This window comes from Rhodococcus sp. NPDC055112, assembly GCF_053607505.1.
Map to the genome: position 1 here is coordinate 1 of NZ_JBSGTR010000013.1, position 16,219 is coordinate 16,219.

General features: G+C 68.4%; 15 protein-coding genes. 8 read left to right on the forward strand and 7 right to left on the reverse strand.

What is annotated here, in order from left to right:
* Nucleotides 1-48 precede the first annotated feature (48 nt).
* The 3 genes from ACWFRB_RS09030 to ACWFRB_RS09040 are packed head-to-tail and all read right to left on the reverse strand — an operon-like array spanning nucleotide 49 to nucleotide 3,197.
* A complete protein-coding gene (locus ACWFRB_RS09030; protein ID WP_452640410.1) occupies nucleotides 49-1,206 on the reverse strand; it encodes a cystathionine gamma-synthase in 1,158 nt (385 codons plus the stop codon).
* A gap of 21 nt (nucleotides 1,207-1,227) precedes the next feature.
* Complete coding sequence (locus ACWFRB_RS09035; protein ID WP_452640411.1) at nucleotides 1,228-1,770, reverse strand: hypothetical protein; 543 nt, start codon at nucleotides 1,768-1,770, stop codon at nucleotides 1,228-1,230.
* A gap of 44 nt (nucleotides 1,771-1,814) precedes the next feature.
* Entirely contained in the window at nucleotides 1,815-3,197 is a 1,383-nt protein-coding gene (locus tag ACWFRB_RS09040; RefSeq protein ID WP_452640412.1) for a cystathionine beta-synthase, read from the reverse strand.
* A 171-nt stretch (nucleotides 3,198-3,368) separates the two neighbouring features.
* Between ACWFRB_RS09040 and ACWFRB_RS09045 the strand changes: the two genes are divergently transcribed.
* Both ACWFRB_RS09045 and ACWFRB_RS09050 read left to right on the forward strand, forming a co-directional pair.
* Nucleotides 3,369-4,427 (forward strand): SGNH/GDSL hydrolase family protein, encoded by a 1,059-nt coding sequence (locus tag ACWFRB_RS09045; RefSeq protein ID WP_452640413.1) that lies wholly within the window; start codon nucleotides 3,369-3,371, stop codon nucleotides 4,425-4,427.
* Between the two features lie 63 nt (nucleotides 4,428-4,490).
* Nucleotides 4,491-5,708, forward strand: coding sequence for an acetyl-CoA C-acetyltransferase (locus ACWFRB_RS09050; RefSeq protein WP_452640414.1), 1,218 nt, complete (start codon nucleotides 4,491-4,493; stop codon nucleotides 5,706-5,708).
* Between the two features lie 90 nt (nucleotides 5,709-5,798).
* Here ACWFRB_RS09050 and ACWFRB_RS09055 read toward each other — a convergent pair whose 3' ends face one another.
* Nucleotides 5,799-6,650, reverse strand: a complete 852-nt coding sequence (locus ACWFRB_RS09055; RefSeq protein WP_452640415.1) for a Bax inhibitor-1/YccA family protein — start codon at nucleotides 6,648-6,650, stop codon at nucleotides 5,799-5,801.
* A gap of 246 nt (nucleotides 6,651-6,896) precedes the next feature.
* Between ACWFRB_RS09055 and ACWFRB_RS09060 the strand changes: the two genes are divergently transcribed.
* On the forward strand, nucleotides 6,897-7,238 hold the full coding sequence (locus tag ACWFRB_RS09060) for a hypothetical protein (RefSeq protein ID WP_452640417.1): 342 nt from the start codon (nucleotides 6,897-6,899) through the stop codon (nucleotides 7,236-7,238).
* Between the two features lie 12 nt (nucleotides 7,239-7,250).
* On the opposite strand, the gene ACWFRB_RS09065 is transcribed toward ACWFRB_RS09060, so the two are convergent.
* Nucleotides 7,251-8,387: a class I SAM-dependent methyltransferase gene (locus ACWFRB_RS09065; RefSeq protein WP_452640419.1), complete on the reverse strand. Its 1,137-nt coding sequence runs from the start codon at nucleotides 8,385-8,387 to the stop codon at nucleotides 7,251-7,253.
* A 171-nt stretch (nucleotides 8,388-8,558) separates the two neighbouring features.
* Here ACWFRB_RS09065 and ACWFRB_RS09070 point away from each other — a divergent pair, with 171 nt between their 5' ends.
* The gene (locus tag ACWFRB_RS09070; RefSeq protein WP_452640420.1) at nucleotides 8,559-9,974 is read left to right on the forward strand and encodes a WS/DGAT/MGAT family O-acyltransferase; all 1,416 of its coding nucleotides are present in this window, start codon (nucleotides 8,559-8,561) and stop codon (nucleotides 9,972-9,974) included.
* 88 nt (nucleotides 9,975-10,062) lie between these two features.
* Here ACWFRB_RS09070 and ACWFRB_RS09075 read toward each other — a convergent pair whose 3' ends face one another.
* A complete protein-coding gene (locus ACWFRB_RS09075; protein ID WP_452640421.1) occupies nucleotides 10,063-10,785 on the reverse strand; it encodes a M23 family metallopeptidase in 723 nt (240 codons plus the stop codon).
* Between the two features lie 530 nt (nucleotides 10,786-11,315).
* On the opposite strand from ACWFRB_RS09075, the gene ACWFRB_RS09080 reads away from it, so the two are divergent.
* The 3 genes from ACWFRB_RS09080 to ACWFRB_RS09090 all read left to right on the forward strand — a co-directional run bounded on the left by ACWFRB_RS09080 (nucleotide 11,316) and on the right by ACWFRB_RS09090 (nucleotide 13,849).
* A complete protein-coding gene (locus ACWFRB_RS09080; RefSeq protein ID WP_452640423.1) occupies nucleotides 11,316-12,701 on the forward strand; it encodes a wax ester/triacylglycerol synthase domain-containing protein in 1,386 nt (461 codons plus the stop codon).
* Between the two features lie 113 nt (nucleotides 12,702-12,814).
* Complete coding sequence (locus tag ACWFRB_RS09085) at nucleotides 12,815-13,081, forward strand: hypothetical protein (protein ID WP_452640424.1); 267 nt, start codon at nucleotides 12,815-12,817, stop codon at nucleotides 13,079-13,081.
* Between the two features lie 396 nt (nucleotides 13,082-13,477).
* Entirely contained in the window at nucleotides 13,478-13,849 is a 372-nt protein-coding gene (locus ACWFRB_RS09090) for a hypothetical protein (protein ID WP_452640426.1), read from the forward strand.
* 11 nt (nucleotides 13,850-13,860) lie between these two features.
* On the opposite strand, the gene ACWFRB_RS09095 is transcribed toward ACWFRB_RS09090, so the two are convergent.
* Nucleotides 13,861-15,285: a DUF1254 domain-containing protein gene (locus tag ACWFRB_RS09095; RefSeq protein WP_452640427.1), complete on the reverse strand. Its 1,425-nt coding sequence runs from the start codon at nucleotides 15,283-15,285 to the stop codon at nucleotides 13,861-13,863.
* A 363-nt stretch (nucleotides 15,286-15,648) separates the two neighbouring features.
* On the opposite strand from ACWFRB_RS09095, the gene ACWFRB_RS09100 reads away from it, so the two are divergent.
* Complete coding sequence (locus tag ACWFRB_RS09100) at nucleotides 15,649-15,837, forward strand: hypothetical protein (protein ID WP_452640428.1); 189 nt, start codon at nucleotides 15,649-15,651, stop codon at nucleotides 15,835-15,837.
* The last annotated feature ends 382 nt before the right edge of the window (nucleotides 15,838-16,219 follow it).

A 16,219-nucleotide genomic window follows, 5' to 3' on the forward strand; every position in this document is an offset into this window, starting at 1 on the left:
GTTGACGAGCCTCAGGACTCGTCAACCGCGCACGGGCAGCGGAGCTGCCTACTTCAGTGCCTGCTCCACATCGGCGATGAGGTCCGCGGCGTCCTCGATGCCGACCGAGAGCCGGACCAGGTCGTCCGGCACCTCGAGCGCGGAGCCCGCGGTCGACGCGTGGGTCATGGCGCCGGGGTGCTCGATCAGCGACTCGACGCCGCCGAGGGACTCTGCGAGCGTGAAGATCTCGGTCCGCGAGCAGAAGTCGAGCGCGGCCTGCTTGCCGCCCTTGAGGCGCACCGAGATCATGCCGCCGAAGCGACGCATCTGCTTGGCCGCGACCTGGTGACCCGGGTGCGACTCGAGCCCGGGGTAGATCACCTGCGAGACCGCGGCGTGGCCGGTGAGCAGGTCGACGATCTTCTCGGCGTTCTCGCTGTGCCGCTCCATCCGCAGCGCGAGGGTCTTGATGCCGCGCATGGTCAGGTACGCGTCGAAGGGACCGGGCACCGCGCCCGCGCCGTTCTGCAGGAATGCGAAGGCGGTGTCGAGTTCCTCGTCGTCGGTGACGAGGGCGCCGCCGACGACGTCGGAGTGCCCGCCGATGTACTTGGTGGTCGAGTGCAGCGCGATGTCGGCGCCGAGGCCGAGCGGCTGCTGCAGGTACGGCGACGCGAAGGTGTTGTCCACCACAAGCTTTGCCCCGGCCTCGTGCGCGACCCCGGCCAGTGCCTCGATGTCGCCGATGTTGAGCAGCGGGTTGGTCGGGGTCTCCACCCACACCAGCTTGGTGTTCGGGCGGATAGCGGCCCGGACCGCGTCCACATCGGACACCGCGGCGGGGGTGTGCTCGATGCCCCACTGGGTGAACACCTTGTCGATCAGCCGGAAGGTGCCGCCGTAGGCGTCGTTCGGGATCACCAGGTGATCGCCTGGACGCAGGACCGAGCGCAGCAGGCAGTCCGTGGCCGCCATGCCGGACGCGAACGCGCGACCATAGGTGCCCGACTCGAGGGCGGCGAGGTTGGCCTCGAGCGGACGCCGGGTCGGATTCCCGGTGCGCGCGTACTCGAACCCGCTCCGCATGCCGCCGACGCCGTCCTGGGCGAAGGTCGAGCTGGCGTAGATCGGCACGTTCACCGCGCCGGTCAGCGGATCCGGCTCGTACCCGGCGTGAACGGCCCTGGTGGAGAACCCCTGCTCTGCGTTGCTGTGCTCGCTCATGCCGGTAAGCCTAGCGAGCCGCTATTCGGTCAGTAATCGGGCAACCGACACCAGCGCGTCGATGTACTCCGATTCCGTGTACCCCCGGCTGCCGTGACTGCCTGCATCGACACTGCGACCGGCCATCGTCAGCGTGTACACGGTGTCGTTGACCTTGATCACGAGCCCACCGAGCGCGTCGGCGCGCGGCTCGTCGACCACGCCCAGGCTCGTCTTCCCCCTTGAGGCCTCGAGCATCGCCTCGGTGAAACCGTTGGCCTTGACGCTGACGAAGAGATTGCGCTGGGCCCCGGTGAAGTCCCCCTCCGACCACAGGCAGAGTGGGTCGGTGGAGCCAGGCAGCGTGGTCTGGTTCGCCAGCGGCATGCCTGCCACCAGGCCGCCCAATGCCCCGGCCATCGTGGCGCAGTCCGGCGCCTCGCCCGCGGACAGCGCCACCGCCGCACCGCCGTCCGAACCCTCCGACTCCGCGACCGGTGTTCCGCTGGTCACCGTCGAACATCCGGACACCAGCACCGTGACCGCCGCGGCGACCAGCCCCACCCGAAATCTCATCTCCCCCATGCGTGGATCCTAACGGCAGCGGGCGGGGGGCCGCCCGGCTCGAGCTATCCCCCGGCGCTGAGGAATCCGAGCAGGTCGTGCCGGGTGATGACGCCGACGGGCTTGCCGTCGTCGACCACCATCAGCGCGTCCGAGTCTCCGAGTGCCTTGGTCGCGGCGCTCACCGGCTCGCCCGAGCCGATCAGCGGGAACGGCGGGCTCATGTGCTTGGCGACCGGATCGGCGAGCTGCGCCCGACCCTCGAACACCGCAGAGAGCAGGTCCCGCTCGGTGACGCTGCCCGCGACCTCGCCCGCCATCACCGGCGGCTCGGCGCCGACGACCGGCATCTGCGAGACGCCGTACTCGCGCAGGATCTCGATCGCGTCGCGCAGCGTCTCCGACGGGTGCGTGTGCACCAGATCGGGGAGCTCGCCCGACTTGCCCCGCAGCACGTCGCCGACGGTCGGCTCGTGGACCTTGCCGTCCAGCGGGGTGCGCAGGAAGCCGTACGAGGCCATCCACTTGTCATTGAAGATCTTCGACAGGTAGCCGCGGCCGCCGTCGGGCAGCAGCACCACGATCACCGCGTCGGGCTCACGCTCGGCGACCCGAAGCGCGGCCACCACGGCCATGCCGCAGGAGCCGCCGACCAGCAGGCCCTCCTCGCGGGCCAGGCGCCGCGTCATGTCGAACGAGTCCGCATCGGAGACCGCGATGATCTCGTCGGGGATCGAGGGGTCGTAGGCGGTGGGCCAGAAGTCCTCGCCGACGCCCTCGACCAGGTACGGCCGACCGGTGCCGCCCGAGTAGACCGAGCCCTCCGGGTCCGCGCCGATGACCTTGACCTTGCCGCCGGAGACCTCCTTGAGGTAGCGGCCGGTGCCGGTGATCGTGCCGCCGGTGCCGACGCCCGCAACGAAGTGCGTGATCTTGCCCTCGGTGTCCCGCCAGATCTCGGGACCCGTGGTCTCGTAGTGGCTCGCCGGGCCGCCCGGGTTGGAGTACTGGTTGGGCTTCCAGCCGCCGGGCAGCTCCCGCGCCAGCCGGTCGGAGACGTTGTAGTAGCTGTCCGGGTGCTCCGGTGCCACCGCGGTCGGGCACACCACGACCTCGGCGCCGTACGCCTTGAGGACGTTGCGCTTGTCCTCGCTGACCTTGTCCGGGCAGACGAAGACGCACTTGTAGCCGCGCTGCTGCGCGACGAGCGCCAGCCCGATGCCGGTGTTGCCCGACGTCGGCTCGACGATGGTCCCGCCCGGCTTCAGCTCGCCCGACGCCTCGGCGGCGTCGATCATCTTGACCGCGATCCGGTCCTTGGAGCTGCCGCCCGGGTTGAGGTACTCGATCTTGGCGGCCACCAGTCCCGAGCCGGGCTCGACCACCGAGTTCAGCTTGACCAGCGGAGTATTTCCGATGAGGTCGACGACATGATCCGCGATGCGCATGCCTACATGGTCCCAGAGCGCGCGACGGGGGCAACACCAGGTCCCTTCTCGAGGGTCGCTCCGCCCGCTCCGATCTTGATGTCGGGTCCCCCGGCACAGACCCAACGCCGCGCGGGCTTTCGCACTAGATTTGTGGCCGGTAGCACTCGCGACGAGCGGAGGGTGGATCCGGTGCCCACCAGCGGATGGAAAACGGCCGCGAAAGCAAGCGCGGCCGCGGTCGTCGCGGGGTCCTCGGCAGGCACCGCTTCGTGGGCGCTCTACAACTACCTGATGGGCCAGGCCACCGCCGCGCGCGGCGTGATCGGCCGCAACGTCGCCAAACCACCCGAGGCCGACGGCATCTACACCGCCGGGTGCGGGGCCCCCGAGCGCTGGCGGCTGGGCGCGGAGTTCGACATCCACCTGATGATCTTCGGCGACTCGACCGCGGCCGGGGTCGGCTGCGCGGTGCCCGACGAGGTGCCGGGGGTGCTGATCGCGCGCGGCCTCGCCGAGGAGACGGGCAAGCGGATCTGGCTGTCCACCAAGGCGATCGGTGGCGCCACCTCGAAGGGACTCAAGGGTCAGGTCGATGCCATGTTCATCGCGGGCCCGCCGCCGGACGCGGCGGTGATCCTGGTGGGCGCCAACGACGTCACGGCCAAGAACTCGATCCACTCGTCCGCCCGCCGGCTCGGCGACGCGGTGGCGCGGCTCCGTCAGGCAGGCGCGGTGGTTGTCGTCGGCACCTGTCCGGACCTGGGGGTGGTCACGGCGATCCCGCAGCCGCTGCGGTCGGTGGTGCGCGAGTGGGGCCACCGGCTGGCCCGCGCACAGGCGGCGGCGGTGCTGCGGGCGGGCGGCCATCCCGTCGCCCTCGCAGACCTGCTCGCGCCGGAGTTCCTGGCCGCCCCTGACACCATGTTCTCCGCCGACCACTTCCATCCCTCGGCCGCCGGGTACGAGCTCGCGGCGCACCAGTTGCTGCCCGTCCTCGCCACCGCGCTCGGGGAATGGGAGGGCGGTCCGCTGCCCGATCTGCCAGAGGTCTCCGAGGCCGCCGAGTCGCGCCGGATCGTCGCCCGGATCACCGAGGCCGCGAACCGGTTCCTGTGGCGCCGGGACACCGAGCGCCGGGCCAGCAGGGGCGAGCCGGGGACCGATCAGGTGGCCCCGGAGCCGACCTCGGGAGTGCTCAAGATCGTCGATGACCGACGGCGCCGTCAGCGCGCCGCGAGCGCCACGTAACGTCTGAGACAAATCGTCAATCACGCGTCGACCACGACGCACCGAAATCACAAGGAGTTCTCCATGCCTGAGGCAGTCATTGTCTCCGCCGTGCGCTCGCCCATCGGCCGCGCCGGAAAGGGTTCCCTCAAGGACATCCGTCCGGACGATCTGGCCGCCCAGATGGTCGCCGCGGCCCTCGCGAAGATCCCGGAGCTCGACCCCACCGAGATCGACGACCTGATGATGGGTTGTGGCCAGCCGGGCGGACAGTCCGGCTACAACATCGCCAAGGTCGTCGCCACCGCGATCGGCTACGACTTCCTGCCCGGTGTCACCGTCAACCGCTACTGCTCCTCCTCGCTGCAGACCACCCGGATGGCGATGCACGCCATCCGCGCGGGCGAGGGCGACGTCTTCATCTCGGCGGGCGTCGAGTCCGTCTCGTCCTTCCCCAGCGGCACCGCCGACGGCTGGCCGAACACGAAGAACGCCCTGTACGCCGACGCGCAGGCCCGCACCGAGCTGGCCACCCAGGGCGGCATCGCGTGGAAGGACCCCCGCGAGGACGGCCTGACCCCCGACATCTACATCTCGATGGGCCAGACCGCGGAGAACGTCGCCTCGCTGACCGGCATCAGCCGCGAGGACCAGGACCGCTGGGGCGTCCGCAGCCAGAACCGCGCGGAGGAGGCCATCAACCGCGGCTTCTTCGCCAACGAGATCACCCCGGTCACCCTCGCCGACGGCACCGTCGTGTCCACGGACGACGGCCCGCGCGCCGGCACCAGCTACGACAAGATCAGCCAGCTCAAGCCGGTCTTCCGTCCCGACGGCACCGTCACCGCCGGTAACGCCTGCCCGCTCAACGACGGCGCGGCCGCGCTCGTCATCATGAGCGACACCAAGGCGAAGGCCCTCGGCCTGACCCCGCTAGCGCGCGTCGTCGCCACCGCCGCGAGCGGCCTGTCCCCCGAGATCATGGGCCTCGGCCCGATCGAGGCCGTCAAGAAGGCCCTCGGCTACGCGAAGATGACCACCTCGGACATCGACCTGTACGAGATCAACGAGGCGTTCGCGGTGCAGGTCCTCGGCTCCGCCCGCGCGCTCAACCTCGACGAGGACAAGATCAACATCTCCGGTGGCGCGATTGCCCTCGGCCACCCGTTCGGCATGACCGGCGCCCGCATCACCAACACCCTGCTCAACAACCTGCGTGAGCAGGACAAGACCTTCGGCGTCGAGACCATGTGCGTCGGCGGCGGCCAGGGCATGGCGATGGTGCTCGAGCGCCTGAGCTAGTCCTTCTGCACCACCGCGAACGGGCGGTTACCGGGACAACGGCCGTGAGGCCAACCCGGTAACCGCCCGTTCTGGTCAGGCGTGCGGTGACTAGTCGCTGTTGAAGTAGCTCAGCAGTCGGAGGATCTCGACGTACAGCCACACCAGGGTGACGGTGAGACCGAACGCGACGCCCCAGGCCGCCTTCTCCGGCGCCTGGGCGCGGATCAACTGGTCGGCGGCATCGAAGTCCAGCAGGAAGCTGAACGCGGCGATACCGATGCAGACGAGGCTGAAGATGATCGCGAGTCCGCCGCCGTCGCGGAGGCCGAGGCCACCCGGGGTGAAGAAGCTGGCGATCAGGTTGCCGAGCGACAGCACCACGACACCGATCAGTGCGCCGATGATCATCCGGGTCAGCCGCGGGGTGACGCGGATGGCGCCGGTCTTGTAGACCACGAGCATGCCGAAGAACACACCGAAGGTGCCGAGCACCGCCTGGGCGATGAGGGTGGAGCCGCCGGTGCCGCCGAACGTGATGTCGGTGAACATGAACGACAGCGCGCCGAGGAAGACGCCCTCAGCCGCTGCGTAGGCCAGCACGATCGCCGGGTTGTCCATCTTGCGGCCGAAGGTGGCTACCAGGACCAGGACCAGCCCGATGAGTCCGCCGCCGATCACGAACGGCGTCGCGAGGTCGACGTTCGAGTTGACGAGAACGTACGAGATGATCGCCGAGACCGTCAGCACGCCGAGCGTGATGCCCGTCTTGGTGACGACGTCGTCGATGGTCATGGCCCGCTGGGCAGGACCTGTCGTGTACGGCTCAGCCTGCGTGTACTGGGGCTGACCGAACTGCTGTGTCATCTGCCCCGCGCCTGCCGCGGCAGAACCGAACGAGGCGTATCCGCTGCCCTCCTGCTTGGGGAGGTTGCGGAACACCGGGTTGCTGGTGGTGCGCACCGTGCGTGTCCCTTCTATAGGTGGATCCCTGGGGATCCTGCCGTGCCGCTGTGGCCCGACCGCGACGGGATATCCCGTTCTGTTGGTAAAACGTCTCACATGTGTCCGTAAGTTCCCAGCGCTTCGAAGCAAACGAGTCGTCAGCCGGAATAGTGGGGACTCTACCGGGCCGAGATCGCGCCCGCCTCGCACGAAAACGAGGTTCACCTGGCACGACAATGCACCGAACGGTGGCATCATTGACACATGAGCACCGAGGACGGTCCCGGCCAGACCCTCAACGCCAGCGAGTCGCTCGACTCGGACGAGGTTCGCAACGACGACGGTGACGATGTCGTGGACGCCCCCGATCACTGGAGCGAGGCCGATCGCTTCGGTACCACGGCGGCCGAGGCCGCCGCGGGCGAGACCCTCGACGAGCGACTCGCCGAGGAAGAGCCCGACACCCCGCTCGACGACGACGGTCCGCAGCCGGGCGATCCCGAGTCCGTTCAGGCCGAGATGGTCGACGGCATCATCATCGAGGACCTCGGCATCAACCGCGACCAGTTCGACGGCGACCCGATCGGCGGCGGGCCCGTCAAGTAGCGAGCCGAGCCGTCACACCCCTCTGACCGACCGGGCGACGGTGAACTTCGGGTTCCGTCCGATCAGTTCGGTGGGGCCGACCGACTTCCTGAGCGCACCGCGATACCCCAGGTGTGAGTTGTAGACGGTCCACAGCTCACCCCCCTCGCGCAACACCCGGCCTGCGCCGCGGAACATCGACAGTGCCGCCCCGGTGTGGACGGCCGCGCCCACGTGAAACGGCGGATTGCAGAGGATCAGGTCGGCGGTGGCATCGCCGAGGGTGGACATGACGTCGTCCCGCAGCGCGGTCACCCGCTCGCCGACCCCGTTCGCGCGCGCGGTCGCCGCCGTCGACGCGACCGCCGCGGCGGACTGATCGGTCGCGATCACCCGCAGGTCGGCGCGGGAACGCGCCAACGCCACGGCGAGAATCCCTGTGCCGCAACCGAGGTCGACCGCCGAGCGCGCATCCGGGTTCATCCGGGGCAGGTAGTCGAGCAGGAACCGGGTTCCGATGTCGAGCTTGGTGCCCGCGAAGGCGGCCCCGTGCGCGACCACCTCCATGTCGAGCTCGGCCAGGTGCTCGCGCAGCGGGTAGGTCGGCTCGGCGGGCGGCTCGAGGGGGCCGCGGGCGACGAGCACCCGGGACTTCTGCCTGCCACGGGTGGCGTGCACGTCACCGAAGCTGCGGGCGAGCACCTCGTTCATCGCGGGGGTGATGTGCTTGTCGCGGCCGCCCGCGTAGATCACCACCTCCGGGTCGGCGTGCCGGGCGACGACCTCGGCGATCTCGGCGAGGGCGGCCAGGGAGCGCGGCAGCTGGACCAGCACCACTCGCGCTCCCGAGAGCAGCGACTCGTCCAGTCCGCAGGATCGGTAGGCCTCGCCCAGTCCGGCGCGCGCGGCGTTGTGCGACAGCGCGAGTTCGCCGGTGAGCGGGTCCTGGTGAACTCGGACGTCGGTGACGCCGAAGCCCGCGATCGCCCCGAGGGTGAGGGCGCCGTAGTGGTCGCCGATCACCGCGACCGACGCGGTCGCCGCGCCCTGCAGGGACGGGCCCGCCTCGTCGAGGATCAGCCGATCCGCGCCGTCGACGGCGAACAGGTTCGGCGCCTCCACGTCGGGGAACCGACGCAGTCGGGACAGGACTTCTTCGGGGACCGGCACCGCTCGATTGTTCCAGGTCCCGGCCCCGACATGGACGAGCGACCACCTCGACCGTCCTCCCCGTGACTGGACAAGTGACAAGTAGCGGAGCGATACACGAACGGGTACAACAAGTTCGACAGAATCCACAACCCGACCGGGGCAGCGGTCGAGAATCCAGGAGGGCCGCCCATGCCGCTGTCTATGTCTCCCGCCGACTCGATGTGGCTGATGGCAGAATCGCGCGAACACCCCATGCACGTCGGCGGTCTGCAGCTGTTCGAGCCGCCGGAGGGCTCTACCGCCTCCGACGTCCGCGCGGCGTTCGATGCCGCTCTTGCGAATGACACTGCTGCACAACGATTCCGACAGCGACCGACGCGGTCGTGGTCCTCGCTCGGGCAGTGGGGCTGGGAGGAGGACGACGGGTTCGACCTCGGCTATCACGTGCGCCACGATGCCCTGCCGCAACCAGGTGGCATGCGCGAACTGCTCGACCTGTGCTCACAGCTGCACGCGGCGCCCCTGGATCGCCACCGTCCGCTGTGGGAGATGCACCTGATCGAGGGCCTGAGCGATGGCCGATTCGCGGTGTACACGAAGTTTCACCACGCGTTCGCCGACGGGGTCTCGGCGATGCGGCTGTTGGCACGGTCGCTGAGCGAGGACCCGACGGACCGGGCGATGCCCGCAGTCTGGGACATGGCGGCGGCCCCGGAGCCGGAGCGCCCCGCCTCGGAGGACCCGGCCGCCGAGACCGGCGACAGTGGCGGCGTCCTCGGGCTGCCCGCCGCCGCGGTCCGCGGGGCCGCGACCTTGCTGGGAGAGGCGGCCGGGCTCGGCTCGGCGCTGGCGGGCACCGTGGTCCGCGCACTCCGCGAACAGGGCGGCTCACTGTCCTTCGTGGCCCCGAACACGATCCTCAACGTGCCGATCGCCGGGGCACGGCGCTACGCCGCGCGGTCCTGGCCGATCGAGCGACTCCGCCTGATCGCCAAGGCGTCCGACACCACCGTCAACGACGTGGTGCTCGCGATGTGCTCCGGCGGCTTGCGCACGTATCTGCAGTCTCAGGAGGCCCTGCCCGAGCTCCCGCTGGTCGCCGCCGTGCCGGTGTCGCTGCGCGGCGGCCCCGACGAAAGCCAGGCGGGCAACTCGTTCGGCGTGCTGATGTGCAACCTCGCGACCCACTCCGCCGACCCGGCGCAGCGGCTCGAGACCGTGCGAGCGTCGATGCTCGAGGGCAAGGAATCGCTGACCGGCAAGCGTCCGTCGCAGATCCTCGCGATGAGCGCGATCGGCATGGTGCCGGCGGCGCTGCACGTGGTCGCGGGCAGCAGCGGGGCAGTCCGGCCGCCGTTCAACATCGTGATTTCCAACGTTCCCGGCCCCCGCACACCGTTGTACTGGAACGGGGCCCGTCTCGACGGGCTGTATCCGATCGCGTTCCCGCAGGATGGACAGGCCCTGAACATCACCTGCACCAGCTCCGACGACGCGATCGCGTTCGGACTGACGGGCTGCAGGCGGGCATTGCCGGACCTCGAGGCGATCCTCGGCCACCTCGACGCCGAGCTGCAAGCACTCGAGACGGCCGTCGGCATCTGAGACGCCGAACGCGCGGGGGCGTGAGCATCGCTGTCTTCCGACAGCGTGCTCACGCCCCGCGCGTGGTGGTCCTCAGCCTCGTGGGCGCCTAGCCTGCCGCGGCGCTGCCCCAGGTCACCGCGACACCGTTGGCCGCCAGCCACTCGCTCGGGTCCTGCTGGACACCGTTCGCGTCCCACACCTCGAAGTGCAGGTGCGGCCCGGTGGACTGGCCGCGGTTGCCGACGGTCGCGATCTGCTGACCGGCCTCGACGCGCTGGCCGACGTTGACGGTGTACTCGTTGACGTGTCCGTAGACGGTGACGGTGCCGTCGTCGTGACGCACGCGGACCCACAGCCCGAAGCCGGAGGCCGGGCCCGCGGAGATGATCTCGCCGTTGGCCGCGGACAGGATCGGGGTACCGAGGTTCGCGCCGATGTCGATTCCGCCGTGATGCGAGCCCCAGCGAGCGCCGTAGCCGGAGGTCATGTGGCCGTTGACGGGCTGAACGGTGCGCGCCTTGAGCGGTGCGACAGACCCGCCGGGGTTGAGCGCGCGGAGCTGGTCGTTGACCCACTGCTGCGCGCCGGTGATCTCGGGCAGCGGGGCCGGTGCGGCGGGGGCTCCCTGCGGCAGCAGCTCCTGCGGAAGCTGGAAGGGCACGGCGGCGAAGGCCTGGTGATCGATCGGCGCAGCGGTCGCGGTGGCGGATCCGAGCTGCATGCCGCCGACCAGGATCGCGCCGGTCGCGACGGCGACCGTGGCGCCCTTGAGGCGGCGCGCGGTGGTGATCGAGCTGGAACGATTGAACGTCCTGCGGAGAGTTCCCACAGTCTTTACCTCATCTTCGTTGGCTTCTTCGTCGCACCTTTTGGGCCGTGCAACCTCGGACCCCCACAACGAAGGTAACGAAACGATATCGATACGTCCAACGTGATCGAATCTTTATCTAAATACGATCTTGATCCGGCAAACCGCGGTTGCCGCACCGCGACGGTCACCCGATCCGCGGGACGCGACGCACCGTCCCACCTGCGGCAAGTCGTCGACGCCGACAGGCGGACGAGCAAAAATAGGTGGTCAGGCACAGAAACCCACTCGAGACGGTTTGAGTAACGACGAGATAACAAACCGGCCGGTTTTGCGTCAACCAGGGACAGATCCGGCCCGGATCCGAACATCGAGCGGCCACAGAATCACAGTGACCGACGTCACCGAATCCGCCTGGCCCGCTTTGCCCGGATCGGGCCATCGGGGTGCTAGGCACCCCCGTCGCCGAAGAGACCGATATCGGAGGCCGACCGATCTGGGCGGTACGTTCATCGCCCGGGAGGACGTTTCGGTCCGAAGGGGGAGGCACCATGCAGGTCGATCCGCGGGACGCGGTGTTCGCGTACGTCGAGACAGCGTCGGCGAATCAGACCACCGTCTCGACATACGCCTTCGACTCGGGTGAGCGCCCCCGACCGAGCAGGGACGAGCTGCTGCGGTGGATCACGGAACGGGCCGGCCGGATCGGCATCCTGCGCCAGCGCATGATCAGAGTTCCCTTCGACCTCGACCACCCGTACTGGGCCGAGGATCCCGCATTTGCGGCCGAGGATCACGTCGTCTTCCACGACGGGCGCGACTGGGAGGAACTGCGGACCCTGCTCGCGGACATCCAGCGGCGGCCACTGAACCCGTCGCGGCCCCTGTGGGAGATCCACGTCGTCACCGGGGTCGCCGGGGTCGCCGAGATCCCAGGCGACGCCACCGTGGTGGCCATCAAGATGCACCATTCGATGGCGGACGGCGGGCTCGGCGCCCGGATCTCCCGACAGTTGTTCACCGAGAACCTGCCGACCGATGAGCGCCCTGCCACCGTGGCCGCGATTCCTTCCCAGTACTCGATGGCCGCCGCCGCGCTTTCTTCCCTGCCCCGGAATCTCTACCTGCTCGCAGGCGTCATACCCCGGGCGCGACGGGTCCAGCGACTGATGCGGGCGGAGCGGGCGCAGGGGATGTACGAGGGCCCAGCCGCGCTGCGCCCGCGCACCGTGCTGAATCAACCCCTGGGCCAGGAGCGCGTCTTCGACGCCGTGTTTTTCTCTGTCCCCGAGCTGCGCGCCATGCGGAGCGCGATCGGCGGCGTGACCGTCAACGACCTGATGCTCACGATCGTCGGCTCGACCATGCACAGATATCTGTGCGAGGTCGGCACCGCGCCGGACGGATCGCTGGCTGCCGGGGTCCCGCACTCGACCCGCGACACCGCCGAGGCGACCTCCCGAAACCGGTTCGTCACCCTCTCCGTTGACCTACACACAGACCTCCCCGACCTCGTCGAGCGCGCTCGGGCGATCCATCGCTCGGTGCTGATGGACACGGTGCGCAAGACCGGCCCCGGCGAGACCCAGTTCGACGCGCTCGCCAATTCGATCCCGGGATTCGTGGTGCGGAACGGTCTCCGCGTCCTCGGCGCGCTCCCCGCCCGGCAGTCGTCGACCATCCGGCTCGCCAACACCTTGGTCACCAACGTGCCCAAGGGCCCAGCCGACATGGTGCTCTGTGGATCCACCGTCGCCGCCAACTTCGGGGTCGCCCCGCTGGTCGGCCTCGGCGGCGTGGTGCACTCGGTGAGCTCGATCGGCGATTCCCTGGCGATCAACATCACCGCGGACCCGCAGCAACTGCGCGATGACCGCCGCTACGTCGAGTTGCTGCGCGAATCGTTCGAGGACCTGAAGGCCGCCGTCGACTCGTGACCCGGCCGCCCGGCGGATTTCTTCCGGACACGTCGAACCCGTGAAAGTCAGCCGAGCATCGCCCTGTACTGCGGCACTTGCCAGCTCGTTCACGCGTCGCCACAATGGCCGCCGTGCGCGCAAGAATCGCTGACCCCGCCTACCAGTGGGCTGCCCTCAAGCCCTGGATCCTCGACTGGGATGTGTCGGCGGAACCCGACGCGGTCGTGCTCGGACAGTGGGAGGCCGGCCTCGCCGAGTCGGCGACCCGCATCGACGCGGGCGTGGTGTGGTGTCCGCGCAGGGGCGTCGTGATCACGCCCACCGGATACTCGGACCGACGGGTCACCGATCTGCTGCGCCAGTCCACCGCCGCCTTCGCCGGCATCGACGAATCCTGATCTGGTCGCCCACTGCCGCTCGCCCTCACAGCGACGCGGCGAGTCGAGCACGCCACCCCCGCACGCGGGACCTTTTGTGCCAACTCATGTAGCGGGAGAACACGTTTCACCTCGGTGGATACCAAGCGTTCTATTGGTGGTCAACGTGTGTGACGTGGAATACGGTTGCCTCCGCCGCCTCATCCAGGTGGCTCGCCAACCAGGGAGAACCGTCGCCAATGGCATCGCAAGTAACACCCCACATCAGGTCGGCCGCAATTCGCGCAGTGGCGGTAGTCGCCCTCGCGACCGGCCTGGCCGCAGCCGCGCTCAAGAGATACGGCCTGCCCGCCATGCGCTGATTTTCCACAGCGGTTCTCCACAGCCTGCCCAGGACGGCGTCGATACGATCGAACGGTGCTCGGGATACCCATGGCGGTGGCCCGATTCAACTACCGGTTCGCGCGTCTACCGTTTCAGCTGATCGAGGACATCGGCGCGACAAGGCTCAACGAAGGCGCGACGGTGAGACTGGGGTACGAGCGAATGCTCATTTGTTGCGACCGGGCCGCCGCATATCTACTGCATGACGAGTCCGCTGCCATGCGGGCCCGCGATCTGCGCGAACAAACCAACCCGGCCCGGATCGCCCTGGCGCAAGAGCAACGTCAGGCCGAACAGCAGGAGCAGGGCAAGGACGTGGCCGATGCGCAGCTCCTCCGCGGGCACCGCGCCAAGTTCGTGCACCGCCACCAGGCCTACCACGGCGAGACTCCGCCGGGCTCCTGACGGGCGATGCCTCAGCCTGCTTCTTCGATCTCGCCGGGTTGCCAGGCCTTGTCGAACCATGGCTGGAGCGGGCCGTAGAGGCGGAGTAGTGGGAACCAGCTCTTATGGGCGACGGTCTGTATCCAGTTCGATTCCCTGCCTTCCGGCGCATTCGGCCCGAACCACAGCACGATCGACCCGTCCCGCTCCTCCTGGACGGTGCCGCTGAGGCTCATCAGGCTCGGGTAAGGGTTGTCCGTCTGTAGCAGCGACCGGGTCTGGGTGTCGTACACATCGACCGACCAGAAGTTCTTCGCCGGCGGATTCGGAGGGAGTACGAGCCGGTAGGTCTTGGCGCCGTCGAGCAGGCGTCCCTGCGAGTCCTCGGCCGTGTAGGCATAGGCGGAGCCGGCACCCACCTGGGCATGGGCCATCGCCGGCGTGATGACGGTAGCGAAGTAGTGGAACTGGGTTCGGGCGTCGAGCAACCGGGCCTGCCCGCGGAGGAACTCGTAGCTGCCCCCTACGAATCCCTCTTTCCAGGATGCTCCGTCGAATACGAAACTCTCCGCGCCGCGGGGGAAGTAGACGAGCGCGCGGCTCATACCTGCGCCCGTTTTCGCCGCCGCATCGAGGATTGCCGTCAGACGCTCGTCCGGTGCGAACGGACGTCCGCGCTCGATGCCGATCGCGGCGAGCTGACCCGCTCGCTCGGGGTCGAGTGAGCCGGGTGGCTCCTCCTGGATCAGCTCGTTGACCTCACCGAAGAAGGAGATGTCGTTGGAGTGGATGGTGTTGAACGTCTCATCCGCAATGTTGACGAAAGTCATCTCCGGCGGATTGGCCGCCTCGGAGAGCCGGTAGACGCGGGTCTGCTTGACCGCATCCACACCGCCGAGTGCCCGAAACACCACCCAGTTGGTGAAGGTGGGAGTCCGATAGACGTAGTAGCCGTCATCGGGCACATCGCCGTCGTAGCCGGGCGGAAGGAACAGGTACTTCCCACCCTGGCCCTTGTCGGGCCCGGCGATGCCCATATCCGCGACGTACCGGAACCAGAAGTCGTCGACGACGCACAGGGAGTTCGTCGGCGGTTCGATGACCACCGGCCCGTCGTTGAGGTCGATGAACATCGTCCCGTACGCGGTCTCGGTGTTGGGGGTCAGGAAGTAGCTTCCCGAGTTCGCTCGGGGATCGGTGATGCCGAGGACGTTGAGGCCATCGACCCCGATGCTGCGGAATCCGCGCCTCATCGCCACCAGGGACGCTCCGGGTACGGCGTTGAGAAACGCGTCGATGCCTCGGACGAAGTCCAAGCCGTCGTACAACGTGCGGGTCGACTCGGGTAGAGGTACGCCGTCGAAGAACTCGAAGGTGCCGAGCGGTGTCTCGACCCGGTCCGGGACACCGATCCCGGTCAGCGCTGCGGTCAGATCAACGGTGCCAGAACCATCCATGCCGTTTCTCTCCTCAATTCGACCGATCGACGAATTCAGGTTTTCTCGGTCGCGCCACCGACACCTCATCCGACATGGGTGAAACCGACTAGGACGCCGAGGAGGCCAACGTGGTCGAGCGCGATCGGACCGGAGTGACTTTCGTGTCGAACATCCGTTCCGCCCATCGGCCGCACCTGGCGGACCGTCCAGTTTTGTACGCGCGAGTAACGACCTGCGCCATCTACGGTGAGCTCGCGCCGGCATCCCTCGATGACGGCGTAGGCCCCGTCGACAAAGCCCCCTGCGTCGGCGGGGCCGCCTTGGTAATCCCGCCAGAACTCCCATCACTGACGGGCGCACGCAGTCCTGAGGAGAAGGCGCATGAAGATTCCGGTGTGGATCGGCACACCCCTGGTGCTCGCATTGGCGACGACCGACGCAGTCTTGGACCTCCAGACTCGCGCCGTAGGCGCGTTGACGCGAGCCGTGATGCGCCGAATGTTCATCGCCATCTCCATCGAAGCGCCCCACCAAACGAGCGCGACGGACGACATCCGCCGGTCGGCATAGCACTACGCCCGACGGGGAGGGGCTCACCTGTTCGGCTTACCCATGACCAGTGCCCCCAGTCGGACTCGAACTATCCGCGGACCACTGGTCAGGCGACCGAACCAGCGTTGACCTGCTATTTCTATCCGAACGACTCCGCTTCTTTCCGGCCCTTTGTGAGTCATTTGTGGGCAAAGTGTGGGCACAGGCGAGACCCCAGATTGGTCCGCCCGGCCTGAAGAACACCGCGATTGGAGCGAAGATATGACCATCCAGAGGCCGCTCAATACCAAAGATGTTGCCGAAGTATCTCGGCGCGGCGTGAATCGGGTGCGGAATGCCGCGAACACCGGTGCACTCAAATCGCTCCCCCGAGCGGCAGTCGGTGCCCCGCACTACTTCA